The 24,298-nt window shown below is 65.9% G+C and carries 24 protein-coding genes, 1 tRNA gene and 1 other RNA gene; 3 read left to right on the top strand and 23 right to left on the bottom strand.

Annotated features, from left to right (window positions below):
* Both B9S58_RS12760 and ffs read right to left on the bottom strand, forming a co-directional pair.
* A partial coding sequence (locus B9S58_RS12760) for a DNA polymerase III subunit gamma and tau (RefSeq protein WP_146063499.1) occupies positions 1-1,261 on the bottom strand: 1,261 nt, incomplete at its 3' end.
* 155 nt (positions 1,262-1,416) lie between these two features.
* Positions 1,417-1,511, bottom strand: an RNA gene (ffs, locus tag B9S58_RS12765) — signal recognition particle sRNA small type.
* Positions 1,512-1,655: 144 nt separating this feature from the next.
* Here ffs and B9S58_RS12770 point away from each other — a divergent pair.
* Positions 1,656-1,743: transfer RNA gene (locus tag B9S58_RS12770), tRNA-Ser, on the top strand.
* Positions 1,744-1,823: 80 nt separating this feature from the next.
* On the opposite strand, the gene B9S58_RS12775 is transcribed toward B9S58_RS12770, so the two are convergent.
* The 13 genes from B9S58_RS12775 to B9S58_RS12835 form a co-directional block, all read right to left on the bottom strand.
* Complete coding sequence (locus B9S58_RS12775) at positions 1,824-3,083, bottom strand: tyrosine-type recombinase/integrase (RefSeq protein WP_103532234.1); 1,260 nt, start codon at positions 3,081-3,083, stop codon at positions 1,824-1,826.
* 9 nt (positions 3,084-3,092) lie between these two features.
* Positions 3,093-3,338: a helix-turn-helix domain-containing protein gene (locus B9S58_RS12780; RefSeq protein WP_258044432.1), complete on the bottom strand. Its 246-nt coding sequence runs from the start codon at positions 3,336-3,338 to the stop codon at positions 3,093-3,095.
* Positions 3,339-3,459: 121 nt separating this feature from the next.
* On the bottom strand, positions 3,460-4,854 hold the full coding sequence (locus tag B9S58_RS12785; protein ID WP_103532236.1) for a phage/plasmid primase, P4 family: 1,395 nt from the start codon (positions 4,852-4,854) through the stop codon (positions 3,460-3,462).
* Entirely contained in the window at positions 4,851-5,777 is a 927-nt protein-coding gene (locus B9S58_RS12790; protein WP_103532237.1) for a bifunctional DNA primase/polymerase, read from the bottom strand. The genes B9S58_RS12785 and B9S58_RS12790 overlap by 4 nt, the downstream gene beginning before the upstream one ends.
* A gap of 85 nt (positions 5,778-5,862) precedes the next feature.
* Positions 5,863-6,186 (bottom strand): hypothetical protein, encoded by a 324-nt coding sequence (locus B9S58_RS12795; RefSeq protein ID WP_103532238.1) that lies wholly within the window; start codon positions 6,184-6,186, stop codon positions 5,863-5,865.
* Between the two features lie 2 nt (positions 6,187-6,188).
* Entirely contained in the window at positions 6,189-6,800 is a 612-nt protein-coding gene (locus tag B9S58_RS12800; protein ID WP_103532239.1) for a hypothetical protein, read from the bottom strand.
* Between the two features lie 11 nt (positions 6,801-6,811).
* Positions 6,812-7,000, bottom strand: coding sequence for a hypothetical protein (locus tag B9S58_RS12805; protein WP_103532240.1), 189 nt, complete (start codon positions 6,998-7,000; stop codon positions 6,812-6,814).
* Between the two features lie 154 nt (positions 7,001-7,154).
* Positions 7,155-7,406, bottom strand: coding sequence for a hypothetical protein (locus B9S58_RS12810; protein WP_103532241.1), 252 nt, complete (start codon positions 7,404-7,406; stop codon positions 7,155-7,157).
* 139 nt (positions 7,407-7,545) lie between these two features.
* The gene (locus B9S58_RS12815; protein ID WP_103532242.1) at positions 7,546-9,768 is read right to left on the bottom strand and encodes a cell division protein FtsK; all 2,223 of its coding nucleotides are present in this window, start codon (positions 9,766-9,768) and stop codon (positions 7,546-7,548) included.
* 141 nt (positions 9,769-9,909) lie between these two features.
* Positions 9,910-10,296, bottom strand: a complete 387-nt coding sequence (locus tag B9S58_RS12820) for an RRQRL motif-containing zinc-binding protein (protein ID WP_103532243.1) — start codon at positions 10,294-10,296, stop codon at positions 9,910-9,912.
* Entirely contained in the window at positions 10,296-10,940 is a 645-nt protein-coding gene (locus tag B9S58_RS12825; RefSeq protein WP_103532244.1) for a GGDEF domain-containing protein, read from the bottom strand. The genes B9S58_RS12820 and B9S58_RS12825 overlap by 1 nt, the downstream gene beginning before the upstream one ends.
* Positions 10,937-11,959 carry a DUF2637 domain-containing protein gene (locus B9S58_RS12830; protein ID WP_103532245.1) on the bottom strand — a complete coding sequence of 341 codons (1,023 nt, stop codon included), beginning with the start codon at positions 11,957-11,959 and terminating at the stop codon, positions 10,937-10,939. Before B9S58_RS12830 ends, B9S58_RS12825 begins: the two co-directional genes overlap by 4 nt.
* Positions 11,956-12,252, bottom strand: a complete 297-nt coding sequence (locus B9S58_RS12835; RefSeq protein WP_103532246.1) for a hypothetical protein — start codon at positions 12,250-12,252, stop codon at positions 11,956-11,958. The genes B9S58_RS12830 and B9S58_RS12835 overlap by 4 nt, the downstream gene beginning before the upstream one ends.
* A gap of 656 nt (positions 12,253-12,908) precedes the next feature.
* On the opposite strand from B9S58_RS12835, the gene B9S58_RS12840 reads away from it, so the two are divergent.
* Positions 12,909-13,667, top strand: a complete 759-nt coding sequence (locus B9S58_RS12840) for a helix-turn-helix domain-containing protein (protein WP_097967341.1) — start codon at positions 12,909-12,911, stop codon at positions 13,665-13,667.
* 2 nt (positions 13,668-13,669) lie between these two features.
* Positions 13,670-14,143: an NUDIX domain-containing protein gene (locus B9S58_RS12845; RefSeq protein ID WP_103532247.1), complete on the top strand. Its 474-nt coding sequence runs from the start codon at positions 13,670-13,672 to the stop codon at positions 14,141-14,143.
* On the opposite strand, the gene B9S58_RS12850 is transcribed toward B9S58_RS12845, so the two are convergent.
* The 8 genes from B9S58_RS12850 to B9S58_RS12885 form a co-directional block, all read right to left on the bottom strand.
* Positions 14,131-14,694 carry an HD domain-containing protein gene (locus tag B9S58_RS12850; RefSeq protein ID WP_181009285.1) on the bottom strand — a complete coding sequence of 188 codons (564 nt, stop codon included), beginning with the start codon at positions 14,692-14,694 and terminating at the stop codon, positions 14,131-14,133. The two genes, B9S58_RS12845 and B9S58_RS12850, sit on opposite strands and share 13 nt — an antisense overlap.
* 5 nt (positions 14,695-14,699) lie before the next feature.
* Positions 14,700-15,191, bottom strand: a complete 492-nt coding sequence (locus B9S58_RS12855) for a GntR family transcriptional regulator (RefSeq protein ID WP_308457901.1) — start codon at positions 15,189-15,191, stop codon at positions 14,700-14,702.
* Between the two features lie 61 nt (positions 15,192-15,252).
* The gene (locus tag B9S58_RS40185; protein ID WP_107494936.1) at positions 15,253-16,497 is read right to left on the bottom strand and encodes a DNA adenine methylase; all 1,245 of its coding nucleotides are present in this window, start codon (positions 16,495-16,497) and stop codon (positions 15,253-15,255) included.
* A gap of 25 nt (positions 16,498-16,522) precedes the next feature.
* A complete protein-coding gene (locus tag B9S58_RS37490; protein WP_146063500.1) occupies positions 16,523-17,680 on the bottom strand; it encodes a hypothetical protein in 1,158 nt (385 codons plus the stop codon).
* Positions 17,681-17,910: 230 nt separating this feature from the next.
* Positions 17,911-19,977 carry a helicase HerA domain-containing protein gene (locus B9S58_RS12865; RefSeq protein ID WP_103532250.1) on the bottom strand — a complete coding sequence of 689 codons (2,067 nt, stop codon included), beginning with the start codon at positions 19,975-19,977 and terminating at the stop codon, positions 17,911-17,913.
* 803 nt (positions 19,978-20,780) lie between these two features.
* Entirely contained in the window at positions 20,781-22,058 is a 1,278-nt protein-coding gene (locus B9S58_RS12875) for a site-specific integrase (protein WP_103532252.1), read from the bottom strand.
* 76 nt (positions 22,059-22,134) lie between these two features.
* Entirely contained in the window at positions 22,135-22,362 is a 228-nt protein-coding gene (locus B9S58_RS12880; protein WP_103532253.1) for an excisionase family DNA-binding protein, read from the bottom strand.
* Between the two features lie 462 nt (positions 22,363-22,824).
* A complete protein-coding gene (locus B9S58_RS12885) occupies positions 22,825-24,297 on the bottom strand; it encodes an ATP-binding protein (protein ID WP_103532254.1) in 1,473 nt (490 codons plus the stop codon).
* Between the last annotated feature and the right edge of the window lies 1 nt (position 24,298).

The following is a 24,298-nucleotide window of genomic DNA, read 5'->3' on the forward strand; positions in this document are numbered from 1 at the left end:
CGGGGGCCGCCTGGACCGGGGCGTGGGCCTCGGGGCCCGGCACGTACCCCATCGGCACCCCGGCGGCGGGCGGAACGGCGAACGAGGCGGCAGCGGCGGCCGAGGCCCCGCGCTCCAGCCGGTCGAGCCGGGCCTGCAGCGACCTCTCGTCGTCGTAGGCGGCGGGCAGCAGGACCCGGGCGCAGATCAGCTCCACCTGGAGGCGCGGCGTGGTGGCCCCGCGCATCTCCGTGAGCCCGTCGTTGACCAGGTCGGCGGCGCGGCTCAGCTCTGCGGCGCCGAAGACGGAGGCCTGGGCCTGTATGCGCTCGACGACGTCGGCGGGGGCATCGATGAGCCCTTTCTCCCCCGCGTCCGGCACGGCGGCCAGGATCACGAGATCACGCAGCCGCTCCAGCAGGTCCGCGACGAAGCGACGCGGATCATTGCCGCCCTCGATCACCCGGTCCACGACCTCGAAGGCTGCGGCCCCGTCGCCGGCGGCGAAGGCGTCGATGATCGAGTCCAGCAGCGAGCCGTCGGTGTACCCGAGGAGCGAGGTCGCCATGGCATACGTCACACCGTCGTCGCCCGCGCCGGCCAGCAGCTGGTCCATGACGGACATCGAGTCACGCACGGACCCGGCCCCGGCCCGTACGACGAGCGGGAGGACGCCGTCCTCGACGGGGCTGTTCTCCCTGCCGCAGACGTCGGCGAGGTAGCCGCGCAGGGTCCCGGGGGGCACCAGCCGGAACGGGTAGTGGTGCGTACGCGACCGGATCGTCCCGATGACCTTCTCGGGCTCCGTGGTCGCGAAGATGAACTTGAGGTGCTCCGGCGGCTCCTCGACCACCTTCAGCAGGGCGTTGAAGCCCGCCGGGGTGACCATGTGCGCCTCGTCGATGATGTAGATCTTGTAACGACTGGAGGCGGGCCCGAAGAACGCCTTCTCGCGCAGGTCACGGGCGTCGTCCACACCACCGTGCGAGGCGGCGTCGATCTCGATCACATCGATGGACCCCGGCCCGTTGCGCGCGAGGTCCTGGCACGACTGGCACTCCCCGCACGGGGTGGGCGTGGGCCCCTGCTCGCAGTTCAGACAGCGGGCGAGGATGCGCGCGCTGGTCGTCTTCCCACAGCCGCGCGGCCCGCTGAACAGGTACGCGTGATTGACCCGGTTGTTCCGCAGGGCCTGCTGGAGCGGGTCAGTGACATGCTCCTGACCGATGACCTCGGCGAATGACTCGGGGCGGTAGCGGCGGTACAGCGCAAGGGACGACACACCTACGAGGTTATCGGGGCCGACCGACAACCGAACCCACACCGCCCGAGCGCCCGCTCCCCAAGGCTGGACGTTCCCCTTCCCCAGGCCCGCGGAGCCCACTCCCGAGCTCCCGGCGAGCCTGCGCACCCGACCGGGCAACCGGCCCCGGAACGCAAAGGGCCCCCCACGCACCCGCCAGAGCCGACCTACCCTTGCTGCCTTCCGGCCCTGGGGGAGTTCAGTCAGATAGCGCCACGTGAGGGGCTGACGCCCACCTTAGCGGATCCCCACCCCCTCCGGTCCACCCGCCCACCCCGCCGAACGACAACCGAACGGCCCCGCAGCCCCTCTCCGGACGATCTTCGGGGAACGTGTTCGCGAGCACCCTCCAACGTCTTGTATTGTTTGCGGCGGAGGATTCGCCTAGTGGCCTAGGGCGCACGCTTGGAAAGCGTGTTGGGGGCAACCCCTCACGAGTTCGAATCTCGTATCCTCCGCCATTGCTCTCACCGGGCAATACGTCGAAGAGCCCCACCGCTTGCGGTGGGGCTCTTCGACGTTCGTAGTCTCATCTGCAGTCTCAACGAGACTCTTCGGAGCCCTCCGTGCTGTTGTCGTCAGCGTCGTTGGCCACTTCCCAGATGAGTCCTCCGACCCGCTGCGCGACGTCGGCCAGGATGCCGCCCGTCACGTGCTGGTACCGGGCCGCCATCGCCGTGGACGACCAGCCCATGATCTGCATCACGACCCGTTCGGGAACACCGAGGATGAGCAGAACCGTCGCCGCGGTGTGCCGAGCATCGTGCAGGCGCCCGTCCCGAACCTTCGCATCGATCAGCAGCCGCTTCCAGGCGTCGTAGTCCGTGCTCGGCACCAACGGCTCCCCCACGGGAGAGGTGAAGACGAACCCAGACTCTCGCCAGTCCTCCCCCGCGATCGCCCGTTCGCGCGCCTGCTCTCTGCGGTGGAGCTCCAGCAGCCTCACCAGTTCGTCAGGGACACCGATGACGCGTCGGCCGGCGCGCGACTTCGTGCTGGCCGTGTCCTCGTTCTTCCTGACCCGCTTCTTGCAGTACCCCGGCTTCGTGCCACAGTCGCCGCCGCACCCGTGGAGGTACTTCGGCCTCAGCCTGTTCTTCCTGACGCGCAGGACTCCGCTGCTCGTATCGAGGTCCGCCCACCGCAGCCCGAGCGCTTCCCCCTGCCGGAGCCCCAGAGCGAGCGCGATGGACCAGCGAGCGCTGTTTCGGAGCTTGGCGGCCTCCGAGAGCAGGCGCTGCACCTCTTCGATGTCGTACGGCTCCACCTCCTCTTCCTCGATCCTCGGCGGGACCGCGAGGGTGGCGACGTTCCGTGTGACGTGGCCGCGACGCATCGCGTGATTCAACGCGGTACGGATGGTCCGGTGCGCCTGGTGCGCGGTGGCGGGCTTGCTGCCGTTGGCCAGCATCCGGCTGTAGAAGCGCTCCAGGTGTTCGGGCTCCAGCTTGTCCAGCCGGTGAGCCCCGACGCCCGGTACGAGGTGCACCCGTACGGCCACCTCATAACCGGCGTACGTGTTCTCTCGCACCGACGGCTTGGCGATCTCCTCGACCCAGTGCAGCAGCCATGCATTGACGGTCCACGGACGTCCGGGCTTTCGCACCTTGCCTTCGTCCCGTTGCTTCTCCAGCGCGCGGACCTTCTTGATCACCTCCCCTTCGCTGATCTTGCTCATGACGTGGCGCCGGTCCGACTTGCCGTCGTCACGGATGCCGACGGTCACACGTCCGTGCCAGTAACCGTCACTGCCGAGATAGATGGATGACGCCCCATCCGGGCGCTTGGGCCGCTTGGCCATTGGTGCTCCTTACGCCGCGGCGTGGTTGTTGCGGGTCTGCATGCGCTCGTTCAGGTAGTCGATGAGCGCTTGAACGGGGACACGTCGGCTGCGACCGAACGGGACCGTCTGGACGGCTCCGTCACGGATCAGGCCGTACATCGTGGTCCGGCCGATGCTCAGGCGGCGGGCAGCTTCCTCGACTGTCACGGCGAGGAGCGTGAGGTCGAGGTCCTGCGGGTTCTCGTCGTTCTTCAGCAATTCGAGCTGGGGCATGGCACTCCTCGGTGCGGTCATGCGAGCTGGTGTGTGTGGAGTCCGCATTGCTGTGTGTCGCGACTCAAGCGGCTCAGGGGCCGTTCCGGGGCGGCGTGAGTCGCTTGAGTCGCGACACGGGCTATCGCCGATCGGACGGCGTGAGGGTGATGCCGGTGTACGTGGGCACCTGCCGGCCGTACGCGTCGCGGGGGCGGGCCCGGTGCAGTTGCGGGACGACGGAGAGCAGATTCCGTCCGAACATCTGCTTGGTCCCCACGGCCCGTACGCCGTTGTCCTCGGCCCACTCGCGCCAGACCGCCCACAAGGTGTCCACGGGGACCTCGCAGGCGGCACCGACCGTGCAGCGCTCGCGAATGAATGCGCTCGTGGGCGAGGCGGTGTCCTGCATCGTGATGACCGCTTCCTGCGAGGAAGGCGGGTCCGTGATCCGGCCGATGCTCTGGAGACGGGCCAGCCCTTCCAGTGCCCAGTTGAGAATGCCTGGCATCTCGGCGGCCAGCTTGTCGGTGAGGTTGGTGTCTTCCTTACCGAGCCAGGACACCGTCATGTTGAGCACGATGAACCGGCGGGCGATGACCCCGGAGGAGTCCCCGAAGCTCGGCAGCTCGTTGGTGAGGATCATCAGCCGCGTGGGCAGTTTGCCGGTCCACGGGTCGCGGAACTTGCGGTCGATGTCGATGGTGTCCTCACCGGAGATGGTGAGCAGCCGTTCGACGACCTGCCCGCCGTCCTTGCCGGACAGACGGGCGTCGGAGATGACGGCGAGCGGCTTGCCGAGCAGCGTGGACAGACCAAAGTTGCTGCCGAGACCGGCGAGCGTCGGCCCGGCGAGATTCTCGCGTCCGACCAGTTCCTTGAGGACCCGGGCGATGGTGCCTTTACCCGAGCGGGAGGGCCCCTTGATGAGCAGGATCTTCTGTTGGTCGGTGCGGCCGGAGAGAACGTAGCCGAACCATTCCTGCAGCGCGTCCAGGGCGGCTTGGTCGTCGGGCCAGATCTGCCGCAGGAAGCGTTCCCACGTCGGCGCCGTGGCGGCGGGGTCGTAGTGGAACGGGACGGAGACGAGGTTGAAGAAGCCGGGTGTGTGCGGCAGCAGGGCCCGGTCCCGGATGCGGAGCAAGCCGTTCTCACAGGCCACGATCGGACTGCCGTCCTTGCCCGCGGCGTCCTGCTCGACCCACGAGGGAGCGTCGGTGTCGGTGGGCAGGAGCGTGATGGCTCCCAGGGCATCGAGCAGGTTGCTGATCTTCTGCTTCGTGGGCGACCAGTCGCGGATCTCGGGCTGGCCGTCCTTACCCGGGACGCTGTAGGTGGCGTACTCCAGCCGCTTGTAGAGCGAGGACCGCATCTGCTGATCGTCCAACTCACGCCAGCAGGTACCGGTCCAGCGCATCCACGATCCGCGCCAGCGACGGCACACAAGCCGCTGGTTCTCGTTCTGCCAGCTCGGGAGCAGACGGCGCGCCACGGCCATCGGATTGGACGGCACGGGCAGTTCCTCCCGGCCGGTCATGCCGCACTCACCTCCAGCGCGCCGCCCCGGACGAATCCGGACCGGATCGCGGTGCGGCACTCTCCGGCAGGCAGGCCGATCGACTGCCCGGCACTCATCAGTTCGCTGCTGACGGCGGCCTCGGTGAGGTCACCACTCCGGATCATCCGGGCAAGGGCGTAGGCCGCGAAGTACACGGCACGATTACGACCGCCCTCGCGGGCGGACAGCACCTTTTCGAGCTCCCCGCGCAGAGCAGCGGTGCTGTAGGCGGTGGCGTTGCGCATCCGGGCCGACAGCTCAGACAGCGGCATGGGGGCCGGTGCGGGCTTGGGGGTGAGCAGGTCACTGAGCCACGCAGGGAGGGGGGCCGGAGACGCGTCGTGAATGATCTCGTACGACGCTCCACCTACGGTGCTGCCGGCGCCCACCACGTACCCGCCCCAGGCCCGGGTGTCGACCTTCCAGCCCAGGACATCGGCCGTACTGCGTAGCTGCTTTCCGGCAGGCGCGGTGAAGTACAGGTGCTGGCCGCCACGGCGGGTGCGCACCGTGTACGTCTCGGTCGGCAGCCGTTCCCCGGCGCGCTCACAGAGCATGGCGAACACGTCCAGACCGTCCGCTGCTCCCGCCCAGGCGGTGGGTGGGGTGTCGGTGTCGTCCTTGGGCAGGTCGAGGTCCAGGACCACGAGGTTCGCGGGCCCGGTGGCGATGCCGACGTTGTAGGGGACCGTCTGCCAGCACGTGGCGATGTTCCCGGGGTCGGTGGTGGCGCGCTGCTCAGGGGTGCGGTGGCCACTCGCGCAGCGGCCGGTGCCGGGGCAGTGGCGTTCAGGGTGCCCTGCGGGCCGCTTGTCGTCCGGCCGGAGGGGGAAGACGTGCCAGCCTCGCTCGGCAGCAGCCAGGGCGGCGCTCAGCAGCGCTGGGGCAGGGGTTGGTGTCATGCTGGGGGTTCTCCTGTTTCCGCGAAGGGACAAGGGAACCGGGGCGGTCGCGGTCTTTGGCGAGAGGCGACCGCCCCGGGCATAGCTACTGCTCGTCGGCCCACAGGGCGTACTGCTGGCGGACGTAGTGGCGCGGGTCGCAGATGGCGTCCGGGTCGTCCAGGTCCATCAGCCGCGCCGCGGCGAGTTCGGCCGCTGCGATGGCGTCCCCGCCGTGGCCCGCGGCTTCTTCGGACAGCGCGATGCGGTCCAGGAGCGCGGCCTTGCGAAGCCAGAACTCCCGGCCCATGCGCGTGCCGAACGGCTTGTCTGCTGCGGTCTGAGCGGTCCATCCGATTTCACGGACGATGCCCGGGGCTTTGGCGTATGCCGCGCTTGGGGTCGGCCACTGTTCGGTGCCAGTGCTCATGTTCAGTGCTCCTTGGTGGTGTCGGTGGCTGGGAGTTCGGGGAGTCCGGCGTGGGTGAGTACGGCGGGGTCGAAGCCGGGCAGGGCGGCGCGGGTGATGAGTGCGGCGGCGAGGTGTTCGGCGTAGGCGGCGCCGGAGCGGGCGACCTCGATCTGTGCACCGGCCCGCAGTGCTTCGACGCGTTCGACGTGGGCGTGGTCCTCGCGGCGGATCGTGGTCTGCCGCTCAAAGGCCGCCGTGTCACGGCGGTCGGTGCGCCAGTAGCGGGCGGCGAGTCCGTAGGCGACGGCGGTGGCCACGGCCCACAGGAGGACCGGGAGCGGGAGGCCGTCGGCGTATCCGGCGACCCCGGCCAAGGCCAAGGTTCCCGAAGTGGCGAACGCAGTCCCGGCAAGGACCCCGTCGCCACCCCCACGTCCGGCGGCGGCGAAAGCGCCGGCCGTTGCGGCACCTGCTGCGAGGACGACCACCAACGCGGCGTTGCCGGTGGAGTGTTCGGCGCCGTTGGCGTTCCAGATCCGTCCGAGGATCAGCACGGTGGAGGTGGCGATGGCGGGGGCCACCTTGGGGGCGGCGAGTGCGGCCCAGTGGCGTTGGATCAGGGGTTCGTTCATGACGGTGCCTCCTACAGGTCGGGGATGGCGTCGATGACGGCGGTGGTGAGTTCGTTGATCGGGCCGGACGCGCCGGTGGAGGCGAGGAAGAACCCGAACATGACGGCGATGAACGCGGAGCCCCAGCCGAGGGTGTTGGAGCGCAGAAGGAAGAACAGGACGAGTCCGAAGAGCAGGACGAGGGAGACGGTGACAGCCACGACGGGAACTCCTTGGAAGCTGATGGGGAGTGCTGGGTAGGGTGCGGGGCCCCGGGTGCTCGCAAGTTCGGGGCTTGGACCGGCGGTCAGGCTGGCGAGCGCCTGACATGGTCGGGATCGCCTCAGGGCGGGTGACCGCCGGTCCACTGCGTGGTTAGCGGGTGCCGTCGCGGTGGAGGCGGGCGGCGACGTTGTAGAGGTGGCGGCCGATCCGGATGCGTTTGCCGGTGGCCTTGCAGCGGCGGCAGTCCTTACCGCGCTTGGTGCGGCCCTTGCGGTCGGTCTTGGTCGCGAAGCCCCAGCCGCGGCACTTGCGGCAGTCTCCGAACGGCGAGACCGCACACAGACCGCTGTAACTGAGGGTGATGAGCAGGAGGAGTGCGCTAGCGAGCAGGGCAGGGGTCATGAAGGGCCTCCCGGGCCTGTTTCGGGGGTTTGCGCAGGTGGGGCGCTAGAGGCTAGTAAGCTGATCAAGCGGCAGATGTGCCGCTAGCGGTGCCGCTAGACCTAGCGGGGTGTGCTGCTAGGTCTAGCGGCGAAACCGGCTAGCCCGCGTCCCGGTTTCCGTCACGCTCCGCAATCACGGTGAGGATGTGGGAGCGCTCGATGCCGCGCCGGTTGGCGCCCTTCCCGGCCTCCGTCTTGCCCCAGACCTGGCCGGTGCTGACGCCGTGCGGCTTGAGGGCGGCGGCCAGCTGCTCGGGCTCCCAGCCGCCGTAGACGTCCGGCCGGAGTTCGGCCAGGCGTGCCACGACGACTTCGGACCACAGCTTCGGCTCTTCGGCCGGCACGACCGCGAGGATGTCCGCGAGGAGATCGAACCCGGACGACTCCCGGTCCTCGAAGACCTCCCCGGCCGCGTGCCCGGTGAGCGTTCCGGCGGCTTCGCGCAGGCGGCGGGCCCGCAGCCCGATCACCTCAGCCGTCGGGGCATCGACGTAGACGGAGGAGACGATCCGCGCGTCGGAGCCTTCGCCAACGAAGTAGTGGATCCCCTTGTCCTTCCAGCTGAACATCGTGGCCCTGATCCCCCGCTTGTAGGAGGAAGTACCGAGGACCATGTCGTTCTCCAGCTGGCCCATGACCTTCAGGCACCACCGGGCCGACGCGTTCGCGCTGATGCCGGTGGGCAGGGCCTTTGCGTCCGGGCGCTGGGTGGCGAGCAGGAGCACGATGCCGGTGGCGGGGCCGCGCTTGACGAGGTCGGTGCAGATCTCTTCGAACTCCCCGCCGTGCTTGGGGTGCTCGAACCAGACCTGGCACTCATCCACCCCGATGACGATCGGGTGCAGCCCGAGCTTGGGCTTGTTCGCCAGCTCGGACGTCACCTTCGACTCCGGGCAGATATCCCGCGGCAGGGACCGGATCATCTTGGCCCTGCGGCGGAGCTCGGTGCGCAGTTCCCGCAGGTCAGCCAGGGCGTATTCGATGTCCTCGTCATCGTCCCCGGCCCGGTGGCGGTGCGAGACCCGCTCGCCTACCGGGTCGAGGTCGCCGGTGCCCTTGAGGTCGTAGGTGTGCAGCTCGGCGCGGTTGTCGAGGGCGGCGATGAGCAGGAGCAGGCGGAGCAGGAACGTCTTGCCCATGCGGGGGATCGCTCCGATGACCCCGGCGATGTACATCAGGGTGATCTCGACCCACCGGCCGCGCTGGTCGGTGCCGAAGGAGACCGGCTTGAACAGGTCGACGGACCCGCCCTTGATCAGCGGCCATGCGGGCTTCGTGGCCGTGGACATGTCCTGATCCCCGACCCAGAGCACCAGGCGGCCGGTGTGCTCGTCCGGGACGGCTTCGGGCCACACACACCCGAGCGGGCGGCGCAGCCCGGATGCCAGCTTGTCGCGGCGCTCGATGACGTCGGTGACCGTGACGCCGTAGGGGAGGTCCCCCTCCGCACGCCATCCGGGCCCGTCACGGGTGATCGGGGCGGTGAACGTGAACCCGTCCCGGCCCTTGCTCTGCACCTGATTGATCGCCGTGATCCCGAGAGCCCCGAGTGCCCGCAGCACGATGTCACTGGTGAGCTTGGGTGCCTTGGTCATCTCCACGGCGCGGGTGATGACCGGTGCGTCGGCCTGAGTGCCGGCCGACCCGAGGGCCAGCAGCAGAGCCCCCACCGACAGGGCCTGGAGCCATCCGGGGGCCAGGACGTAGATGGCGAGCGCGATACCGAGTCCGACGAACATGCCGAGCACCGCAACGAGGGTGCGCAGCCGGACCCGGCCGTCCCGCTGGCGGGAGAGCTTGAGGTACTCGGCTGCGTCCTCGCGCCGGACGGAAGCGAGCCGGACCGGCTCGCCCTCCCGGTCGGCCACCCACCGCATCGTCCCGCCCATGAACTTCGCCGCCCCGACCGGGGCTTGGAAGGTGAGGCGAGCGGCGTAGTACGGGGAGCGCAGTGCGTGGTATCCGGCAAGGTGGCCGTAGTGGCCTGCGGCCCACCGGGTCGCGGTCCGCAGCTCGGTGGTGGAGCGCAGCCACGCGGGGACGATCGCTCGGCGCTTGGCTCCGATGATCCGGCCCATGAACCCGGGCCCGACTTCGGCCGGACCATCGACCATCACCGGCTCGTCCGGGTCGCCCGACCCGTCACCCGACCGCGCGTGAGCCGAGTCGGGCGACCGGTCGGCTCGCGGGTCGGCCGACTCGGTCCGGGCCGACCGTGCCTTGTCGAGGTCGACTACTTCCCCACCCGAGTCGGGTGCGGTGGGGGTGTTCATGTCGGCTTCGAGTCGGTTGAAGAGTTCGCTTTCGTCGTCGTGATTCACTGACTGTCCTTCCTGGACAAGGGAGTGGACACGGGCCCGGCCGACGCTGTGAGAGGTGAGCGGTCGGGCCCGTGGTTCGAGGATCGCGTCCGTGAGAGGGCTCAACGCTCACAGTTCTGTGAGCGTGATCCTTTGTGGATTTCAGGCGGCGCGCTGTTCGTCGAGGTAGGCGCAGGAGGGGCACATGCCGAGCGACGTCGGGATGCAGTACCCGGCATCCGTGCGGCACTTCGGGCAGGTCCGGCGGGCGAGCATCGCCTTTGCGAGCGCCGCGGTACGGCCCGGGGTCATCGGCCGGACGGGCTTGGCCCGGTCGATGCGGTAGAGGTAGGCGACGGTCATACCGGCTTTGCGGCGGCGCGAGCGGCGCATGATCTGCGCGGCCACCTCCTGCCCGCCGGGCCGCAGCCCGCGGGCACGGAGCTGGCGGCGGGTGGCATAGCCGTCGGGTGCGTACTTCCACGGGAACGTCGGTATCCCGTGCAGCGCCCCGGTCGGGTCGTAGCACTTGCCGAACGCGGGGGACATCAGGCCGCGTCCCGCGGTCCTGCAAGTGCGGTGCCGCGTCGGCCGGCACGACGGCCGGACCACGTAGCGAGCAGCCTGCCGAGCCCCGCCCGGCGAATACCGGCCCGGCCCTGCTTTGCCGCGTACATCGCCTCATCCGCCCGCCGCAGCAGACCAGAGAGATCCTCACCGGGGTGGTCTGCAGCCCGGACCCAGCCGAGCGACACCGTGGTGTGCACCACCGGATCCAGACCGTCTGCGGGGCGGGCAAGCACGCCGTGCAGGACCGCGAGGAGGTCTGAGACGGTGCCGTGGTCGTCGATGACAACGGCAGCGAACTCATCGCCCCCGAGCCGTCCGGCGACACCGGCCCGGCCGACGTAGTGGGCCAGCCGGTCCGCGGTTGCCCGCAGCAGGGCATCCCCCGCTGCGTGGCCGTAGTTGTCGTTGATCTGCTTGAAGCGGTCAACATCCGCGAGGACCACCACCGCCCGCGGATCCCTGAGCAGAGTGGAGGCACGGCGGGTGAAGCCGTCCCGTGTGTGCAGCCCGGTGAGCGGGTCCCTACGAGCGCTACGCAGGGAACGGCGCAGCCACAGCGAGTGGACCGCCCATCCAGCCGCGATCGGCCCACCAGCAGCGAGGGCGGATAACAGGGCGTTCATGCCGCCACCGCCCCGTCCGTGTCGTCACCGTCGTTGTCCTGCTCGGTGTCCACGGAGTGCAGCGGGAGAGCGGCGCGCTCGGCCTTGAGAGTGTCGCGCAACGTACGGGCGGTCGCCGCAGAGACGCGCACCGCCATGCGGATGCCGTCCGCGGTAAGGGCCGCGTCCGGCCACGCCGTGGTGACCTCCCTGGCCTCGGCCAGGGTTTCGTCCGGCGTCCGCCGCGGCTTCGGCTTCGGCTTGACGTTGCGGCGAGCAGGCTTTGCAGGCACCCTCAGCTCCGCCTTGGGTTCCTCGCTGCGCTCCTGCTCCGGGGCCGTTACCGAGTCCTTGGCAGGCGTTTCCTGCTCGGTGGCGGGGTTGAGCTCGCCGAGCTTGAGCAGGACACGTTCCCTGCGGGGCGTCTGCGAGCGCCACCGGCGGCCGTGCCGCTCGCGCAGCTCGGCACGGGCGAGCAGACGTTCCCGCTCGCGGGCCAACGCATCGGCGTAGGAGGTGACCTCCCACAGCGTCATCCGGCGCCACAGGGCGAACGTGGAGGGGAAGGCGAGCAGCCACCGGGAGGCGCGGATCTTGTCCATGCGGCGGCCGGTGACGGCGCCGATGCGGGAGGCGTAGATGTGGGCGCCGATCTCGGAGAACACCACCCACAGCAGCGGCATCGTTCCGTGCGCCACCTTGGCCCACAGGCCGTGTCCGGCGGAGATGTTCAGTCCGCAGGTCACCAGGGTCAGGATCCAGGGGACGAAGCGGACCCAGGCCAGCGCCATGTCCATCCGGATCAGCAGCAGGTTCGCCACGGAGAACACCGGGATGGACACGTCCATGCCGACCGGGACCATCCACGCTTCACTGAACCCCCACCGGGCCGCCGCAGCCGAGACCGCGTCGAACGAGGAGATCAGCCCCAGCGCACCGACACCGGCTGCGGCAAGCGCACCGACACCGGCCAATCCCAGTTCCGGACGGGTCAGCGGAGGAACCGCCGGCCGAACCACGTCGTGCGTTGTAGTCGTCATGCCGCCGCACCGCCCCGGTACTGCCGTCGGCCGGCCGCCCGGCGGGTGGGGAGGAGCTCGACATTGAAGAGCTCCGGGGCATGAGCCTCGATCGCCTCGGCGGCGGCCTGGCTCACGCGGTCGGGCAGGTCGGGGTTGTCGGCGAGGATGCCGCGGGCCGCATCCAGACGGGCCGCCCGCTCCATCTCACTCTCACCCTCCACACCCAGCCAGAGATCCAGCGGGGTACCGAGGGCCAGTTCTACGAAGTCGGTGTCTGAGACGACCTGGTGGCCGCCGATGTACATGCGCATGAGAACTCCAGGACTACGAAGGGATCGGAAACCGGGGCGGTCGCGGTCTTTTGGCGAGAGGCGACCACCCCGGGTGCAGCAGGATCAGACGGCGGCGATGATCAGCAAAGCGATCAGCCTCCGAGCGGACAGACACAGGGCTTGACCTGCCGGCCGATGCCACGGCCAACAGGTTCCGAGCCTGGGGAATCGGGCGCGTCATCGTCGCTGCTCTGACGCCAGCAGGGCGGCGCGCACACGGGTGGCACCCAGAGGTGTTCTCAGGTGTTCTCCAGAGCCGTTGCGCAGAAGGTTGGGCGCCGGGTGACATCACCCGGTCACCGCGGGGACGAGGACTTCCACCCCGTCATTCGTTCTTGGCACGCTGTTCAGTTCTCAAGCCACGAGCGCTTCCTTCGAACCCGTTTCACGGAGCTCTCCGGGCGCAGGTTGAGCCGTTCGCTACGATCACCCCGAGGTGATGCAGTACCTCTACTACAGGTACTGCATCGATTGCCGTCAAGCTCATCGACGGAACCTCTGGGCTCTGCGCCGGAACTTCTTGGCGCACCATCAGCATCGCTGCAGGCCAGGGGCGTTGGTCACCCCCTCCGTAGACACCTTGGGTACATCTGGCTACCTTCGAGAAGTCCCAAGACGTCCCACCGGGGGTAGAGATGACCAACGAACGCTTACGGTCGGCGCTCCTCGCGCAGGGCATGACCGTCCGCGACCTGGCCGAAGCCATCGACGTGAACGCCAAGACAGTGGAGCGATGGATCACGCAGGGGAAGGTGCCGTACCGGCGGCATCAGTACGCGACGGCTTCCGTGCTCGCCGTGGACGTCACGACGTTGTGGGACGACGGCAGGTCTGTCGACAGCGCAACCGACCTGAGCAAGGCGGAGATCGTCACGGTCTATCCGCACCGCCACATGGTCCCGAACGGACTGTGGCGGGAGCTGTACGCGCGGGCACGCAGCCACCTCGATGTGCTGGTCTACTCCGGGCTCTGGCTCTCGGAGGACCCCCTCTTCCACAACCTGCTGAAAGCCAAGGTTGAGAGCAACGCACAGGTGCGGATCATGCTTGGGGACCCCGGCTGCGACGCTGTGCGGCAGCGCGGCATAGACGAGGGGCACCGCATCATGGACGGCAAGATCCGCAACGCCCTGGTGAACTACCAGCCGCTCTTCACGAGCCACCCAGATGTCGGCTTCCGGCTCCATGACGCCACGCTCTACAACTCACTCTTCCGGTCCGACGACGAGATGCTCGTGAACACGCACGTCTACGGCATCGGCGCCTACATGGCCCCGGTCCTGCACCTGCGCCGGCTGCCCGGCGGCGGCCTCTTCGACACCTACGCCCGTAGCATCGAACAGACCTGGGGCAGCGCACGCCCGATCACCGACGACGACATGGTGGGAGCCTAAACATGGGACGCATCGACTACCTTCACGACCCGGACGCCCCGCCGGCCAACTCGGTGGTCCCATCCGTCGTGGCATTCGTGCGGAACGACGAAGGCGCTGTCCTGCTCATTCAGCGCTCGGACAACGGCCGTTGGGCACTGCCCGGTGGCGGCCACGACGTCGGCGAGTCCATCAGTGACACGGTTGTGCGCGAGGTCTGGGAAGAGACCGGCATCAAGGCCGAAGTCATAGACATCTCTGGGATCTACACCGACCCCGGGCACGTGATGCTCTACGACGACGGAGAGGCACGCCAGCAGTTCAGCATCTGCTTCCGCGCTCGCCCCGTCGGTGGTGACGTACGAACGAGCGACGAAACAACTCAGGTCCGCTGGGTCACCCCAGCGGACCTGTCCACGTACGACATCCACGCGACCATGCGCCTCCGAATCGAGCACGCCATGGACGAGGCGCGGCCGGCGCCCTACATCGGCTGACGCTTGACCTCTGCAAGCCGCAGCACGACCCGCGCAGTGCAGGCGAGAATCTCCGGTTCCGCGCGACGAATGAACGTACCGATGAGACTGTCCGGCCCATACCGGCCGGTGATCTCGTTCACCCGGTCCACCGGGTTGGTCGACGTACCGTCTGGCGTCGTGTTCATGTCGCAGTAGCAGAGCGCGTCTGCAAGGTCAGGGTGCTCGCGCGGGAACTCGGCCTCCAGCTCGTCGCGCATCCCGCGCGCCTCGGCTTCCATCCACGCGCACGAGTGGTGAGCGACGAGGCGCACGATGCGCTCGTCCGCATGCGCGACGTCCCGGAGGTACCGCGCGCCATCCAGCGGATGAAAGCCGGTCTTGGCCAGGTCCGGCGCGTACCCGATGTCATGCAGGACAGCCGCGGCCTCCAACAACTCGGCATCGTCCCCAAGGATCGGGACCAGGGTTCGGGCCCGCTCGGCCACCCCCTGGCAATGCGCCCACCGACGCGGCAACGGCTCGGCAAGCAGCTTCTCGGCGAGGGGGTAGGCCCACGCGGTCAATCCCATGGTCGTCAAGATTCCGAAGACTCCGTTCGCTTCGGCAGCGCTCGGACAGTGCGCTGCTTGCCTTGCCGAGCCTCAGACAGCAGGCCAGCAGATTCCAGCTTGTCGAGCGCCTTGCTCACCGTGGGCCGCGAGACCCCGAACCGCGAGCTGAGTTCGGTCGTACTCGGGAAGCGTGCCCCGATGGCGAGCTCGTCATCAGCGATGACGTCCGCCAAGCGCTCATCCAATGGACGCCTGTCGACAGCTTCGCCACGCCTGATCACTCGCCAGCGCCCCCCGGGCACCGGCGCAGCCAAACCGTCCTGTTGGAGTGCACCGAAGACACGGAGCGCTACGCCCCGCGAGACCCCGTGTGCGCTCATCAGTTCCGCGGCAGACGGCAGCTCAGTCATTGCTTCATCAGCCTCAACCTGAGCACTGACCAAATCAGCAATTTTCCGAAATGTTCCCCGAGGGCTGGCTTGCTGCGACACCCGCGCTCCCCACTCCATCTTCATTACCTCAAGCCTGCCACGCTCCGGTGACGATCTGCGCGGCCTGCCACCTACTTACATTCCCCTACCTAGAGATTATCGAATCTACGGACCGAAAATCTTCGTCTAGAGGCACTCTCGAAGGGGGGAGCGTCGTGATTAGAACCTCCTCAGCCGCTCCTCGCCCCTGACGGGCGGAAGCTGTATACCGAAGGGACACGACGCGCTTCGTGATTCTCCACTGTTTAACCCCGAGAAGTTCTCTTTCGGTCACGCTGGGCGTCATTTGATCTGCGGCATACAGAAAACGACTCTGCAACAACTCTGGTTTGGCGTCGTAAGACAGAACCCACCGAAACTGCATTCTTCGAGTAAGATAGTCGGCAAGCCTGTAATGCATAAGATTGTCGGACCAGTGCAAATCTTCGACAGGTGCACCAACTCGGTGATGCATATCGAACGACTTCTGGTAAAGCTTCTCAGACTTTTCCAGGTATGGCGGGTCTAGATAGGCGACCACACGATCCGGGATTAGGTCTGCATACCATTCCGGAACGTCGGCCAGCGTATCCTTCCAATCCTTACACCAAACATCTACTAGCCGATTCGTGTCGTAGAGATGTCCTACGTAACGGATACGATCAGACAGTGCATCGACATTGAAGCGACACCCTATGCCGTAGGCAGATTCCTGCTTTCGGCCGCCAATTGGCCCTGCACTTCCGTGCAGAATCCCAGAGAATGTAGTGCGATTAAGAAAAAGGCATTTCATTGCTGTTTCAAACCGGGCGGATGATTCAGACATTCCCGGAGACGGCGCCCAAGCGCGCCAATAATCCCAACGACTTAGAGCAATATTTCCACCCTTGGCAACATACCTTTCATGTTCCTCGACCATCCTGCCGACAAAGTTTTCCGTCTCAGCTGCAGCAACCTGCCAAAATGCAGCCACAAGAGGATCGGCATCTGCGAGAAGAATTCGGTTAACTACCCCGGCACCCACGAGTCGCAGCGATGTGGAGGCTCCGCCAGCAAACGGTTCCACGAGAAGATCGATTTTCCCGACTTGCGAGGAACCTCTAGCCGCGCCAATCAGATTGCCAATAAGGCTCGAAAGTCCTGTTTTAGCACCGGGATACCTTAGAGGGGTCTGGTATCTCCCCTTCGCAAGCGGGTGCGACAGTGGGCGAATCGCCTTCCCTGCTGTCACTCGACCCGAAATGCTCCGCGGTGCACTAGGGATGACCACTAGGCGATTTGGCAACCTTGGGGACTGGATGGGCAATTCGGGTCGAACCCCAATATTGCCTGGCGAACCGTCCAAGCTCATCCAGCCCCTCCCGCGAGCTTCATTTTTAAGACTTCGGCATGCTTCCCAAGCCTAGCTTGTGCTCCGCAACCAACCGCAGCACGTCAGTTCCGACACCGATCGGGAACGCTGCCTTCCCATGGGCTACGGCAACAGGAATGATGCCATCCTGGTACATCGACGATCCCGTGCGGTCCACCACATCGAGGATCGCAGGCAGAGTCGGATACCCGTCCGGGCCCGGCAGTCCACCCGACGAGTCGTATGCCGCACCTGCAACCGGCATCACCGTAGGAACGACGACCCGACCATCCTTAGCCCGGTAAACGAACTTGCGTCCCCAATACGTTTCCTTACCGTAGCCGGCAGGGTTTTCCGAATTAGTGACTACCTTTACAACGTCCTGGTCGCAGATGAGCAAGTCGCCAGGCTTAAGAACGTCGTGGCGGGCGAGCTGCCGTGCGTAGTCCACCATCGCGCCGGACTTTTCGAGCCCGCAGACGTAGGGCCCATCCCCTGGCGTAGTTGCCGCCATTGCCTGAAAGTACTCTTGTGCCCGCCCACGCAACTTAGCCGGTGGCCCATACATGGCCAGGGGCCCATCTACGATGAACAGCGTTGAACATAGCAGGTCATCCCGCGACTGCTCCCACAACAAGCTAGTGAGTCCTACTAGCACGAGAAGCTCCAACACTGACATGAGGCGGCCGAGGGCCGACTCATTACTTCCTTCCTCCATAACTTCTTCGTGGATGCGAAGGACATCAGTCGGGTAAAGAACCTCTTGACAAACAGGACAACTGGCGCCTCGGGCAGGGACTGGCACGTCTTGGGCGGTACACGCACTCGCGGGGCAGTTGACCGGGAGGTGTCTTGCAGGCTTCCCCGGCGCTCCGTGCAGCAGGAACAGGAGATCCAGAAGTGACTGGTCTAGCCTATTGACCTCGACCTTCTTAGCTCGGAATATGCGGTCGAGGTTTTCACGCCACGATGTGTCAATGCCAATGTCTGCCCGAGTGTAGGCGCCGGCCACCGGGAGGTCGAGAGAGACAAGAGCTGTGTTGACTGCATTCTCTATGGCCACAGGGTCAACAAAGCGTGCAGCTTTTTGAGTCTCCATAGCAGCGAGGTCCACGTACGCAGCTGCTGCCTGGGCATAGCCGTAGACGACTGACGGCAGGCCATCCCGAACCTGCTCGGTCACACGAGATCCATCGATCGCAATAGCAGAAGATAGCTGAGGGGCCCCTGTGGAGAACGCGATCTCGCCAGCTCGTTTTACCTTCGGCTCCAACCAGCCCAGGTCGCCTAGGTGCTCCGCGGGCACGTAGAAACTCGACTTGTCGGCCAGTGCCCGCATCGCTGCGTTCGTGTGTCCCACACGAGAAGCTCGCTCGTATGATCCATTCACAGTTTCGTACGGCATCGCGTCCCCTACGCCTTCCGCGGAGCGGGGACAAGCGCGGCGTCCCCTGCCGCGGCCCTTGCTTCGTTCACAAGGGCCAAGTCGTACCTGTCGATCTGTACTGGAACTACAAAAGGAGAGGAAAGCGTCTTGAGACGCACGTACCCCCGGTCCTCCGACGAGATGATTGCCTGAGCGAATGCAGCGAAGTCGTAGAACTTGGAAAGTTCTTGTACTTCCTTGGTGTTGTTGAGGTGAGCAACCACCCAGTTAGCCGTGTTTGCCTTTACCTGGTGGGCAACTCCCGACACCTCCTGAGTGGCATAAGTCATGCCAATGTTGAGTTTAGCTGCCTCCTTGGCAAGCTTGACCCATACATCGTTATCGTCCTTGTACTTGTCCGACGAGAACAAGTTATGCGCTTCCTCCAGCATCACCTGGATGGACGGCGGATTATCACCTGAAGTGAAAACCGACGTCTGCTTAGCCAGAAGACGCCGCGTGATGCTCTCAGAGAGGGTCTTAACGATCGGCGGTGAGCCTACGTGAAGGTCAACAATAACGATCTTCCCCTCGGTCAGGTGGGTGTAGATCTCCTCAGATGGGTCAGCTTGGGTGGCCTCATTGTGGAAGTCGTTGAGGTCCAAAAGGTTTCGCCACCCGCGGACGTTACCGGATTGGCCAGTCTGTCCAGTGTAAATCGGCTCCGTCGACGTCCAGCGGACGTCATCACAGAATTCTTCAGCTTCCACATTTCCGGATGACCGCAGCGCAATAATTGCGTCAACCACAGGCCGGATGTTCGGGCCCTTCACAGAGAAGGAGCGCGAACCCGCGGGAGTGAAGTAGTCAGTGCCGGTCTTGTTGGTGATAGCTTCTCGCAGCTCTTTCTTAATGGAAAGAAGTACGGAGAAGGGGTACGTATTGCCAGCGTTGTACTTCGGTAGCGTAAAATTCGCGCGAATCAGAGACGCGTACAAAATGAGGCGCCCTCGCTGCGCACGCGTCGTCTCACCATAGTTTCCAGGAACATCATTAAAGCGAGTGACAGCGAAGTCATTGATGTACCCGGCTGAACCGTCAGAACGCAGCTTATCGGCAATCAACCCTTGCACGGCCCCAACCTGGGCAGGATCGAAGAAATTGATCCCGAGCGGCCGCACGTGCGAGGCCGACCCGTCCGCCCCGAACTTGAAGATGCGGACGTGCTTGTCACCAATGGCAGCAATCTCTGTGCCATCCTGGGTGTTTGGGTTAGCGTATTCCCCCTGCGGATCAAAGATCAGCTGACCAATGGGCTTACCACCCTGCGCCCGTTGCCTTTCAGACACTGCGAATGTGCGGGCAATGATGATCTTAGCCGTGTTCGACTTGCCCATTCGTGTCATGCCGAGCAGGCCCGTTTTGGTGCCGATGAAGTCATGGATGTTAATCATGACCGCGGAATCGTCCTGACCCGCAACCTTGGCACGTCGCCTGGTGGCCGAGTAGCGAACTGACCCGATCCGCACCTGTTCAACGTCACGATCCGACGGCTTCAGATACGAGGCGATCTCGGAAAGTCCATCTCCGATGGGCTTCAAAACTCGGTATGTTGATGTCGCGTAGAAGTTGTCAACATCGGAGCCAAATTCAAGACGCTTACGTCCATCGACGTCGGCCTCATAGAAGGTACCGAGAATACGGCAGCGCAGCCCAGTGAAGGAAACTCGGTTCTTAGTAAACGGATCAAGGTTTACGTCGAGGACGACCGACGGTGACGCGTCCCCATTATTAGAGAGTGCCGCTCTCAGCGCTTCCTCACGAACTGCATGGAGATCAGATTCCATTGCAAGCGAGGCAGTGCCATCAACGCGCAGAAGCAGGATCTCGTCATCGTCACGCGAGTCGCCATCGATATCACGCGCCGTTGCCAACAGAAACGTGAATTGCGGGATACCTCCAGCTTCAAACTTCCATTTATCATGGGTCAGGACGATCGCCTCGCTGTAGTCGAGCCGATGGACGGCACCGATGCGCATGGAGCGATCTTTTGCGAGCAGCGTAGATTCAAGCAGGGCACCAGCCCCAACGCCGGGAAACAGCGAGACAGACATTCTTCCTCCCCTGAAGGATGCGTGTGGATGGAGTTTGTCACACTTGGCACACCTCTTTAAGGGAATCAGCAGATGAAACGTTCAGCTCTCAGGGCTGGGTGGCTGAAAAATGACAGAATGGCTGGAATAAGCCTCCGCCGGTCGTATCCATGGTTGGCAATCGTGCACACCACACGTTGGACCTAGCTCACAGGCGCACAGCCAGGGCGTGGTGGCTGAAGCGTCGGACTCCTCTTTACGGTGGCTGCCTGGATCGTGCTTCGGTGCGTCGCACATACGCCTTCCAGACGCTAGCGCTGTGTAGAAGCCTCGCTCGGGTCAGGAGTTACCTGACCTCTTGGTAGGGGGTTCGGAGTGGCATCTCAATCCAGGTGCGGCGCACGCACCACGGCCGGCACAGCGTGCCGGAACCTTGCAGTGGTTGGCACGTCTCGCTGTGCGAAGCATCAGGGCCCCTGGTCGGCCTACGGAGTCGCACAACGCAAAGAGAAGGAAGCTAAGGCGAAGAAGCGCAAGATCCGCAAGAAGCGGTAGGTGCTGACACTGGGCCTCGGGAGGCAGTCGGCGCAGTCTCATCCGTAGTCTCGTTCACAGCCGTACGCGGTCGTTCATCTTCCCGAAGAGCCCGGCTGTGACCTGCCACGTGGACGCGTACGAACCAGGTCGAACGCGGTCGTGCAGAGTTGGAAAGCGTGTTGGGGGCAACCCCTCACGAGTTCGAATCTCGTATCCTCCGCCATTGCTCTCACCGGGCAATACGTTGAAGGGCCCCACCGCTTGCGGTGGGGCCCTTCGGCGTTGTCTCAGCCTTCGTTGTTCTGGTCTTTGTCCATAGGGGCGTTCGGTGCGGGCCCCCAGATGGCGTCCGCGATCTTCTGCGCCACCTCCTTCAGCATGGCATCGGGCACGTGCAGGTACCGGGCACGCATCCGCGAGGACGTGCCTGCCTCCCAGCCCATGATCTGGTCGATCACACGGTCCGGGATGCCCAGCAGCATGAGGACGGTGGCAGCGGTGTGACGGGCGTCATGCAGCCGCGCGTCACGTACCCCGGCGTCCTCCAGCAGCCTCTTCCAATCGTGGTAGTCGGTGTTCGGGCTGAGCGGCCCGCCGAGCGGCTTCGTGAACACGTAGTCCGACTCGGTCCACAGGTTGCCGGCGGTCTTGCGCTCCCGCGCCTGGACCTCCTTGTGTTTGCGCAGCATCACGACCAGAGGGCCCGGCAGGGGCACCGCACGACGGCCGGCGCGCGACTTGGTGTTCTTCGTCTCGCGCCGCACCTGCTTACGGTCCGGGCAGTACCCGGCTTTCCGGCCGCAGGGGGCTGCCTCCTTGCACCCGTGCTCGTACTTAGGGCGCAGCCGGTTCCGGCGAAGCTTCAGGTACTCGTGGTCCAGGTCCACATCGACCCAGCGCAGCCCCAGCGTCTCCCCCTGCCGAAGGCCGAGCGCCAACGCCAACATCCAACGGGCGCTGTTGCGTCGCTTGTTCACCTCGATCAGCAGACTCTGTACCTCTTCGACCGAGTAGGGCTCGATCTCCTCCTCCGGCTCCTCCACCCGTGGCGGCTTGGCCAGAGCGGCGGCGTTCTTCGCGGCGTGGCCACGGCGGACCGCCTCCCCGAAGGCAGTACGGGCGGTCCGGTGTGCCTGGTGGGCAGTGGCTGCCTTACTGCCGTTCTTCTGCATCCGGCGGTAAAGGCTCTCCAGGTGTTCCGGCTCCAGGCGGTCGACGCGGTGTTTGCCGATGCCAGGTACGAGGTGCACGCGAACCGCGACCTCGTACCCGTCATAGGTGTTCTCGCTGACGACGTCCTTGGCGATGTTCTCGACCCAGTGCCACAGCCACTTCTCGACTGTCCACAGCTTGCCGGGCTGCTGTGCAGTTCCCTGGTCGCGCTGCTTCTCAAGTCGTTGCACCTCGGCCTTTAGCGCGCCTTCGTCGGGGCGCGTGATGTGCCTGCGGTAGGGCTCGCCGTTGTCCTTGTATCCCATCGGCACCCGGGCGTGCCAACGGCCGTCCTTGCCGAAGTAGACGGCTGTTTCGCCGTTCGCTCGGCGCGTGCGCTTCTTCTCCGCCACTGGCGGACTCCTTCGAGTTCAGGTGTGAGCACGGGACGCCACCCGGTTGGGGGTGGCGTCCCATGTGTGGGGTGGTTCAGGCGGCGTGTTGCTCAGCACGGCGGCGTGCGAGGTACGCGGCCGGGGCGTCGGCGGGGACGCGGCGGAGGGTGCCGATCGTCAGCGACTCCAGGGCCCCGGAGCGGATGAGGGCGAAGCAGGTGGTTCGGCCGACGCGGAGGCGGCGGGCTGCTTCTTCGACGGTGAGCAGGATCAGGGTCGGGTCATCTGCCGCGCGGGATGCGGCTGCATGGAGGTGAGGCACGGACTCGCTCCTTGGCGGTGAGGTACTGGCGAATGTGTCCGAGGCTGTGATCTCTGCGTCACCACGTCATCCGCGTCACTCTTGGCCGCTGACCTGCGGTGACGTGGTGACGCAGCCAGTTGGAGGTGCGTCATCGGTGACGCAGGCGTGCGTCATGGGGTGGTGAGGGGTGACGCAGATGACGCGGGGTGACGCAGCCGAAGCCGTCCTGCGTCACCTCGATAACCGCAGCTCAAGGGCTATTTCGGGCCCCGTGGTGACGCGGGTGACGCAGCCTTCCCTTTCTTAAGAAAAAAGAGAGGGGGTGTCTGTTGTGGTGTGGTGCTGCTTCGGGAGTGAAGTGGGGAGCCGCTTCGCGGCGCGACCTTCGGGCGGCGTTCCGCCGAACAGCAAGAGGAGCACGCCCCCCGTTTGGGCGGTGGTGCTCCTCTTGCTTGTCCGTACCCGGGTGGTCGGTGAGGGTCAGAGCGACTGTTGCTCGTGGGGCGGCAGGGCCGGGCGTCGGGTCATTTCGACGTACCGGCCTTCCTTGGTGCGGCCCCAGTCGACGAGGACGCCCCGGGCGGCGAGGGTGGGTTGGAGGCGCTTGAGGCGGTCGGAGAGGACTTTCCCGGTGGTGGGCCACCCTTTGGGCAGGGGGCGGAAGTCGTCGCCGCTGTAGAGGCCGCTGAGGAGGTGCAGCCACTCCGAGGACGTCATGCGTGTCTCGGTGCCGTGGTCGAGGGTGGTGGCGTGCTTGAGGACGGTCTGCGCGAGGAGGTCGCCTTCGATGACGTCGTCGTTCAGCTCGTCCAGGCTGCTCCGGTAAGCGGGGAGCGTGCCGAACCCGGTGGCGGCGTCGATCTGCGCGCACAGGTGCGCGAAGTCCGCCATCCGCAGATCACTCGGAATGTCCGCCTCGGTCGCCCTCACCTTGACCGTCAGATCGAGGAGGGACCCGAGGATGACCGGCAGGGCCGCTTCGAACTCCCGCCACAGTTCCGCTTCGGTCCGCCGCACCTTCGGCCGTTCCAGCCGCAGCGGCAGGAGACGTTCGGCGAGATCGGGGCGGATAACGCCCACGTCGATCCCGGTCAACAGGAGCGGCCGGCGGTAGCGGGAACGGACGACATCCCCGTCACTGAACAGGGCCCGCTTGATGCTCTCGGCCCCGGTGACGATGCAGCACATCAGGTCGGACAGGTCCGGGGCCAGGTGCGAGAGGTTGTCGAGGGCGGTGACCCATCCTGCGGCGACGGCCGTGATCAGGTTCTCTTCGTCCTTCGGGGCCCGGCGGAGGTCGCCGGTCATGCCCTCGATGATCCGCACCAGCATCCGGCCGGCCGTCGACTTCCCCGCGCCCTGCGGTCCGGTGAGGAACGGGGCCGGGACGGGGACGGACGGGCCGAGGCAGCCGACGAGCCAGGCCAGGGCCAGGCTCTCGGTTTCCGCGGTGGCGAAGTTCGTGAGCCGCAACAGGCTGTCGATGCCCTTGCCCTCGGTGTCCCGGGCGGGCATCGGGAGTTCGCCGGTGAGCTGGGTGCGCCGCCAGCACACCTCACGCGGGTCCGGCACGAGGACGTCCCACCCGTTGGGGTGGATGCGGACGGACTGACCGTCGTCACGGCCCAGGTCCAGCCACGTCGCCCCGTCGAACCCGGGGGCCACCCGGATGTGGGTGGGCTGGACGTCCTGGCTCAGTGCGAGTGCTTCGATCAAGTCCAACGCCTCCTTGAGCGATGTCCCGTTGAAGACGCCGACCCCGTCGTTGAAGAGGTCGACCATGAGTTCCTGCCGGTGGCTCCCGGTCGTGCCCTGGGAGCGGATCGGGCGGGCCACGGGGTGGCCGAGCCGCTGGGCGTAGACGGTGCCCTCGGTCGTGCGGAAGTACCGGAAGTGCGACTGCGCGTACTCGGTGATGACCTCACGCGCCGGAGTCTTCTCGTCCTCGGACATG

The organism is Streptomyces sp. SM11, assembly GCF_002910905.1.
Lineage (GTDB): Bacteria > Actinomycetota > Actinomycetes > Streptomycetales > Streptomycetaceae > Streptomyces.

Excerpts from the sequence above, each read along its gene's own strand:
- B9S58_RS12775 (WP_103532234.1), bottom strand. The coding sequence starts at position 3,083 with ATGGCCAAGCGGCCCAAGCGCCCGGATGGGGCGTCATCCATCTATCTC.
- B9S58_RS12780 (WP_258044432.1), bottom strand. The coding sequence starts at position 3,338 with ATGCCCCAGCTCGAATTGCTGAAGAACGACGAGAACCCGCAGGACCTC.
- B9S58_RS12785 (WP_103532236.1), bottom strand. The coding sequence starts at position 4,854 with ATGACCGGCCGGGAGGAACTGCCCGTGCCGTCCAATCCGATGGCCGTG.
- B9S58_RS12790 (WP_103532237.1), bottom strand. The coding sequence starts at position 5,777 with ATGACACCAACCCCTGCCCCAGCGCTGCTGAGCGCCGCCCTGGCTGCT.
- B9S58_RS12795 (WP_103532238.1), bottom strand. The coding sequence starts at position 6,186 with ATGAGCACTGGCACCGAACAGTGGCCGACCCCAAGCGCGGCATACGCC.
- B9S58_RS12800 (WP_103532239.1), bottom strand. The coding sequence starts at position 6,800 with ATGAACGAACCCCTGATCCAACGCCACTGGGCCGCACTCGCCGCCCCC.
- B9S58_RS12810 (WP_103532241.1), bottom strand. The coding sequence starts at position 7,406 with ATGACCCCTGCCCTGCTCGCTAGCGCACTCCTCCTGCTCATCACCCTC.
- B9S58_RS12820 (WP_103532243.1), bottom strand. The coding sequence starts at position 10,296 with ATGTCCCCCGCGTTCGGCAAGTGCTACGACCCGACCGGGGCGCTGCAC.
- B9S58_RS12825 (WP_103532244.1), bottom strand. The coding sequence starts at position 10,940 with ATGAACGCCCTGTTATCCGCCCTCGCTGCTGGTGGGCCGATCGCGGCT.
- B9S58_RS12830 (WP_103532245.1), bottom strand. The coding sequence starts at position 11,959 with ATGACGACTACAACGCACGACGTGGTTCGGCCGGCGGTTCCTCCGCTG.
- B9S58_RS12835 (WP_103532246.1), bottom strand. The coding sequence starts at position 12,252 with ATGCGCATGTACATCGGCGGCCACCAGGTCGTCTCAGACACCGACTTC.
- B9S58_RS12840 (WP_097967341.1), top strand. The coding sequence starts at position 12,909 with ATGACCAACGAACGCTTACGGTCGGCGCTCCTCGCGCAGGGCATGACC.
- B9S58_RS12845 (WP_103532247.1), top strand. The coding sequence starts at position 13,670 with ATGGGACGCATCGACTACCTTCACGACCCGGACGCCCCGCCGGCCAAC.
- B9S58_RS12850 (WP_181009285.1), bottom strand. The coding sequence starts at position 14,694 with ATGGGATTGACCGCGTGGGCCTACCCCCTCGCCGAGAAGCTGCTTGCC.
- B9S58_RS12855 (WP_308457901.1), bottom strand. The coding sequence starts at position 15,191 with ATGAAGATGGAGTGGGGAGCGCGGGTGTCGCAGCAAGCCAGCCCTCGG.
- B9S58_RS40185 (WP_107494936.1), bottom strand. The coding sequence starts at position 16,497 with ATGAGCTTGGACGGTTCGCCAGGCAATATTGGGGTTCGACCCGAATTG.
- B9S58_RS12865 (WP_103532250.1), bottom strand. The coding sequence starts at position 19,977 with ATGTCTGTCTCGCTGTTTCCCGGCGTTGGGGCTGGTGCCCTGCTTGAA.
- B9S58_RS12885 (WP_103532254.1), bottom strand. The coding sequence starts at position 24,297 with ATGTCCGAGGACGAGAAGACTCCGGCGCGTGAGGTCATCACCGAGTAC.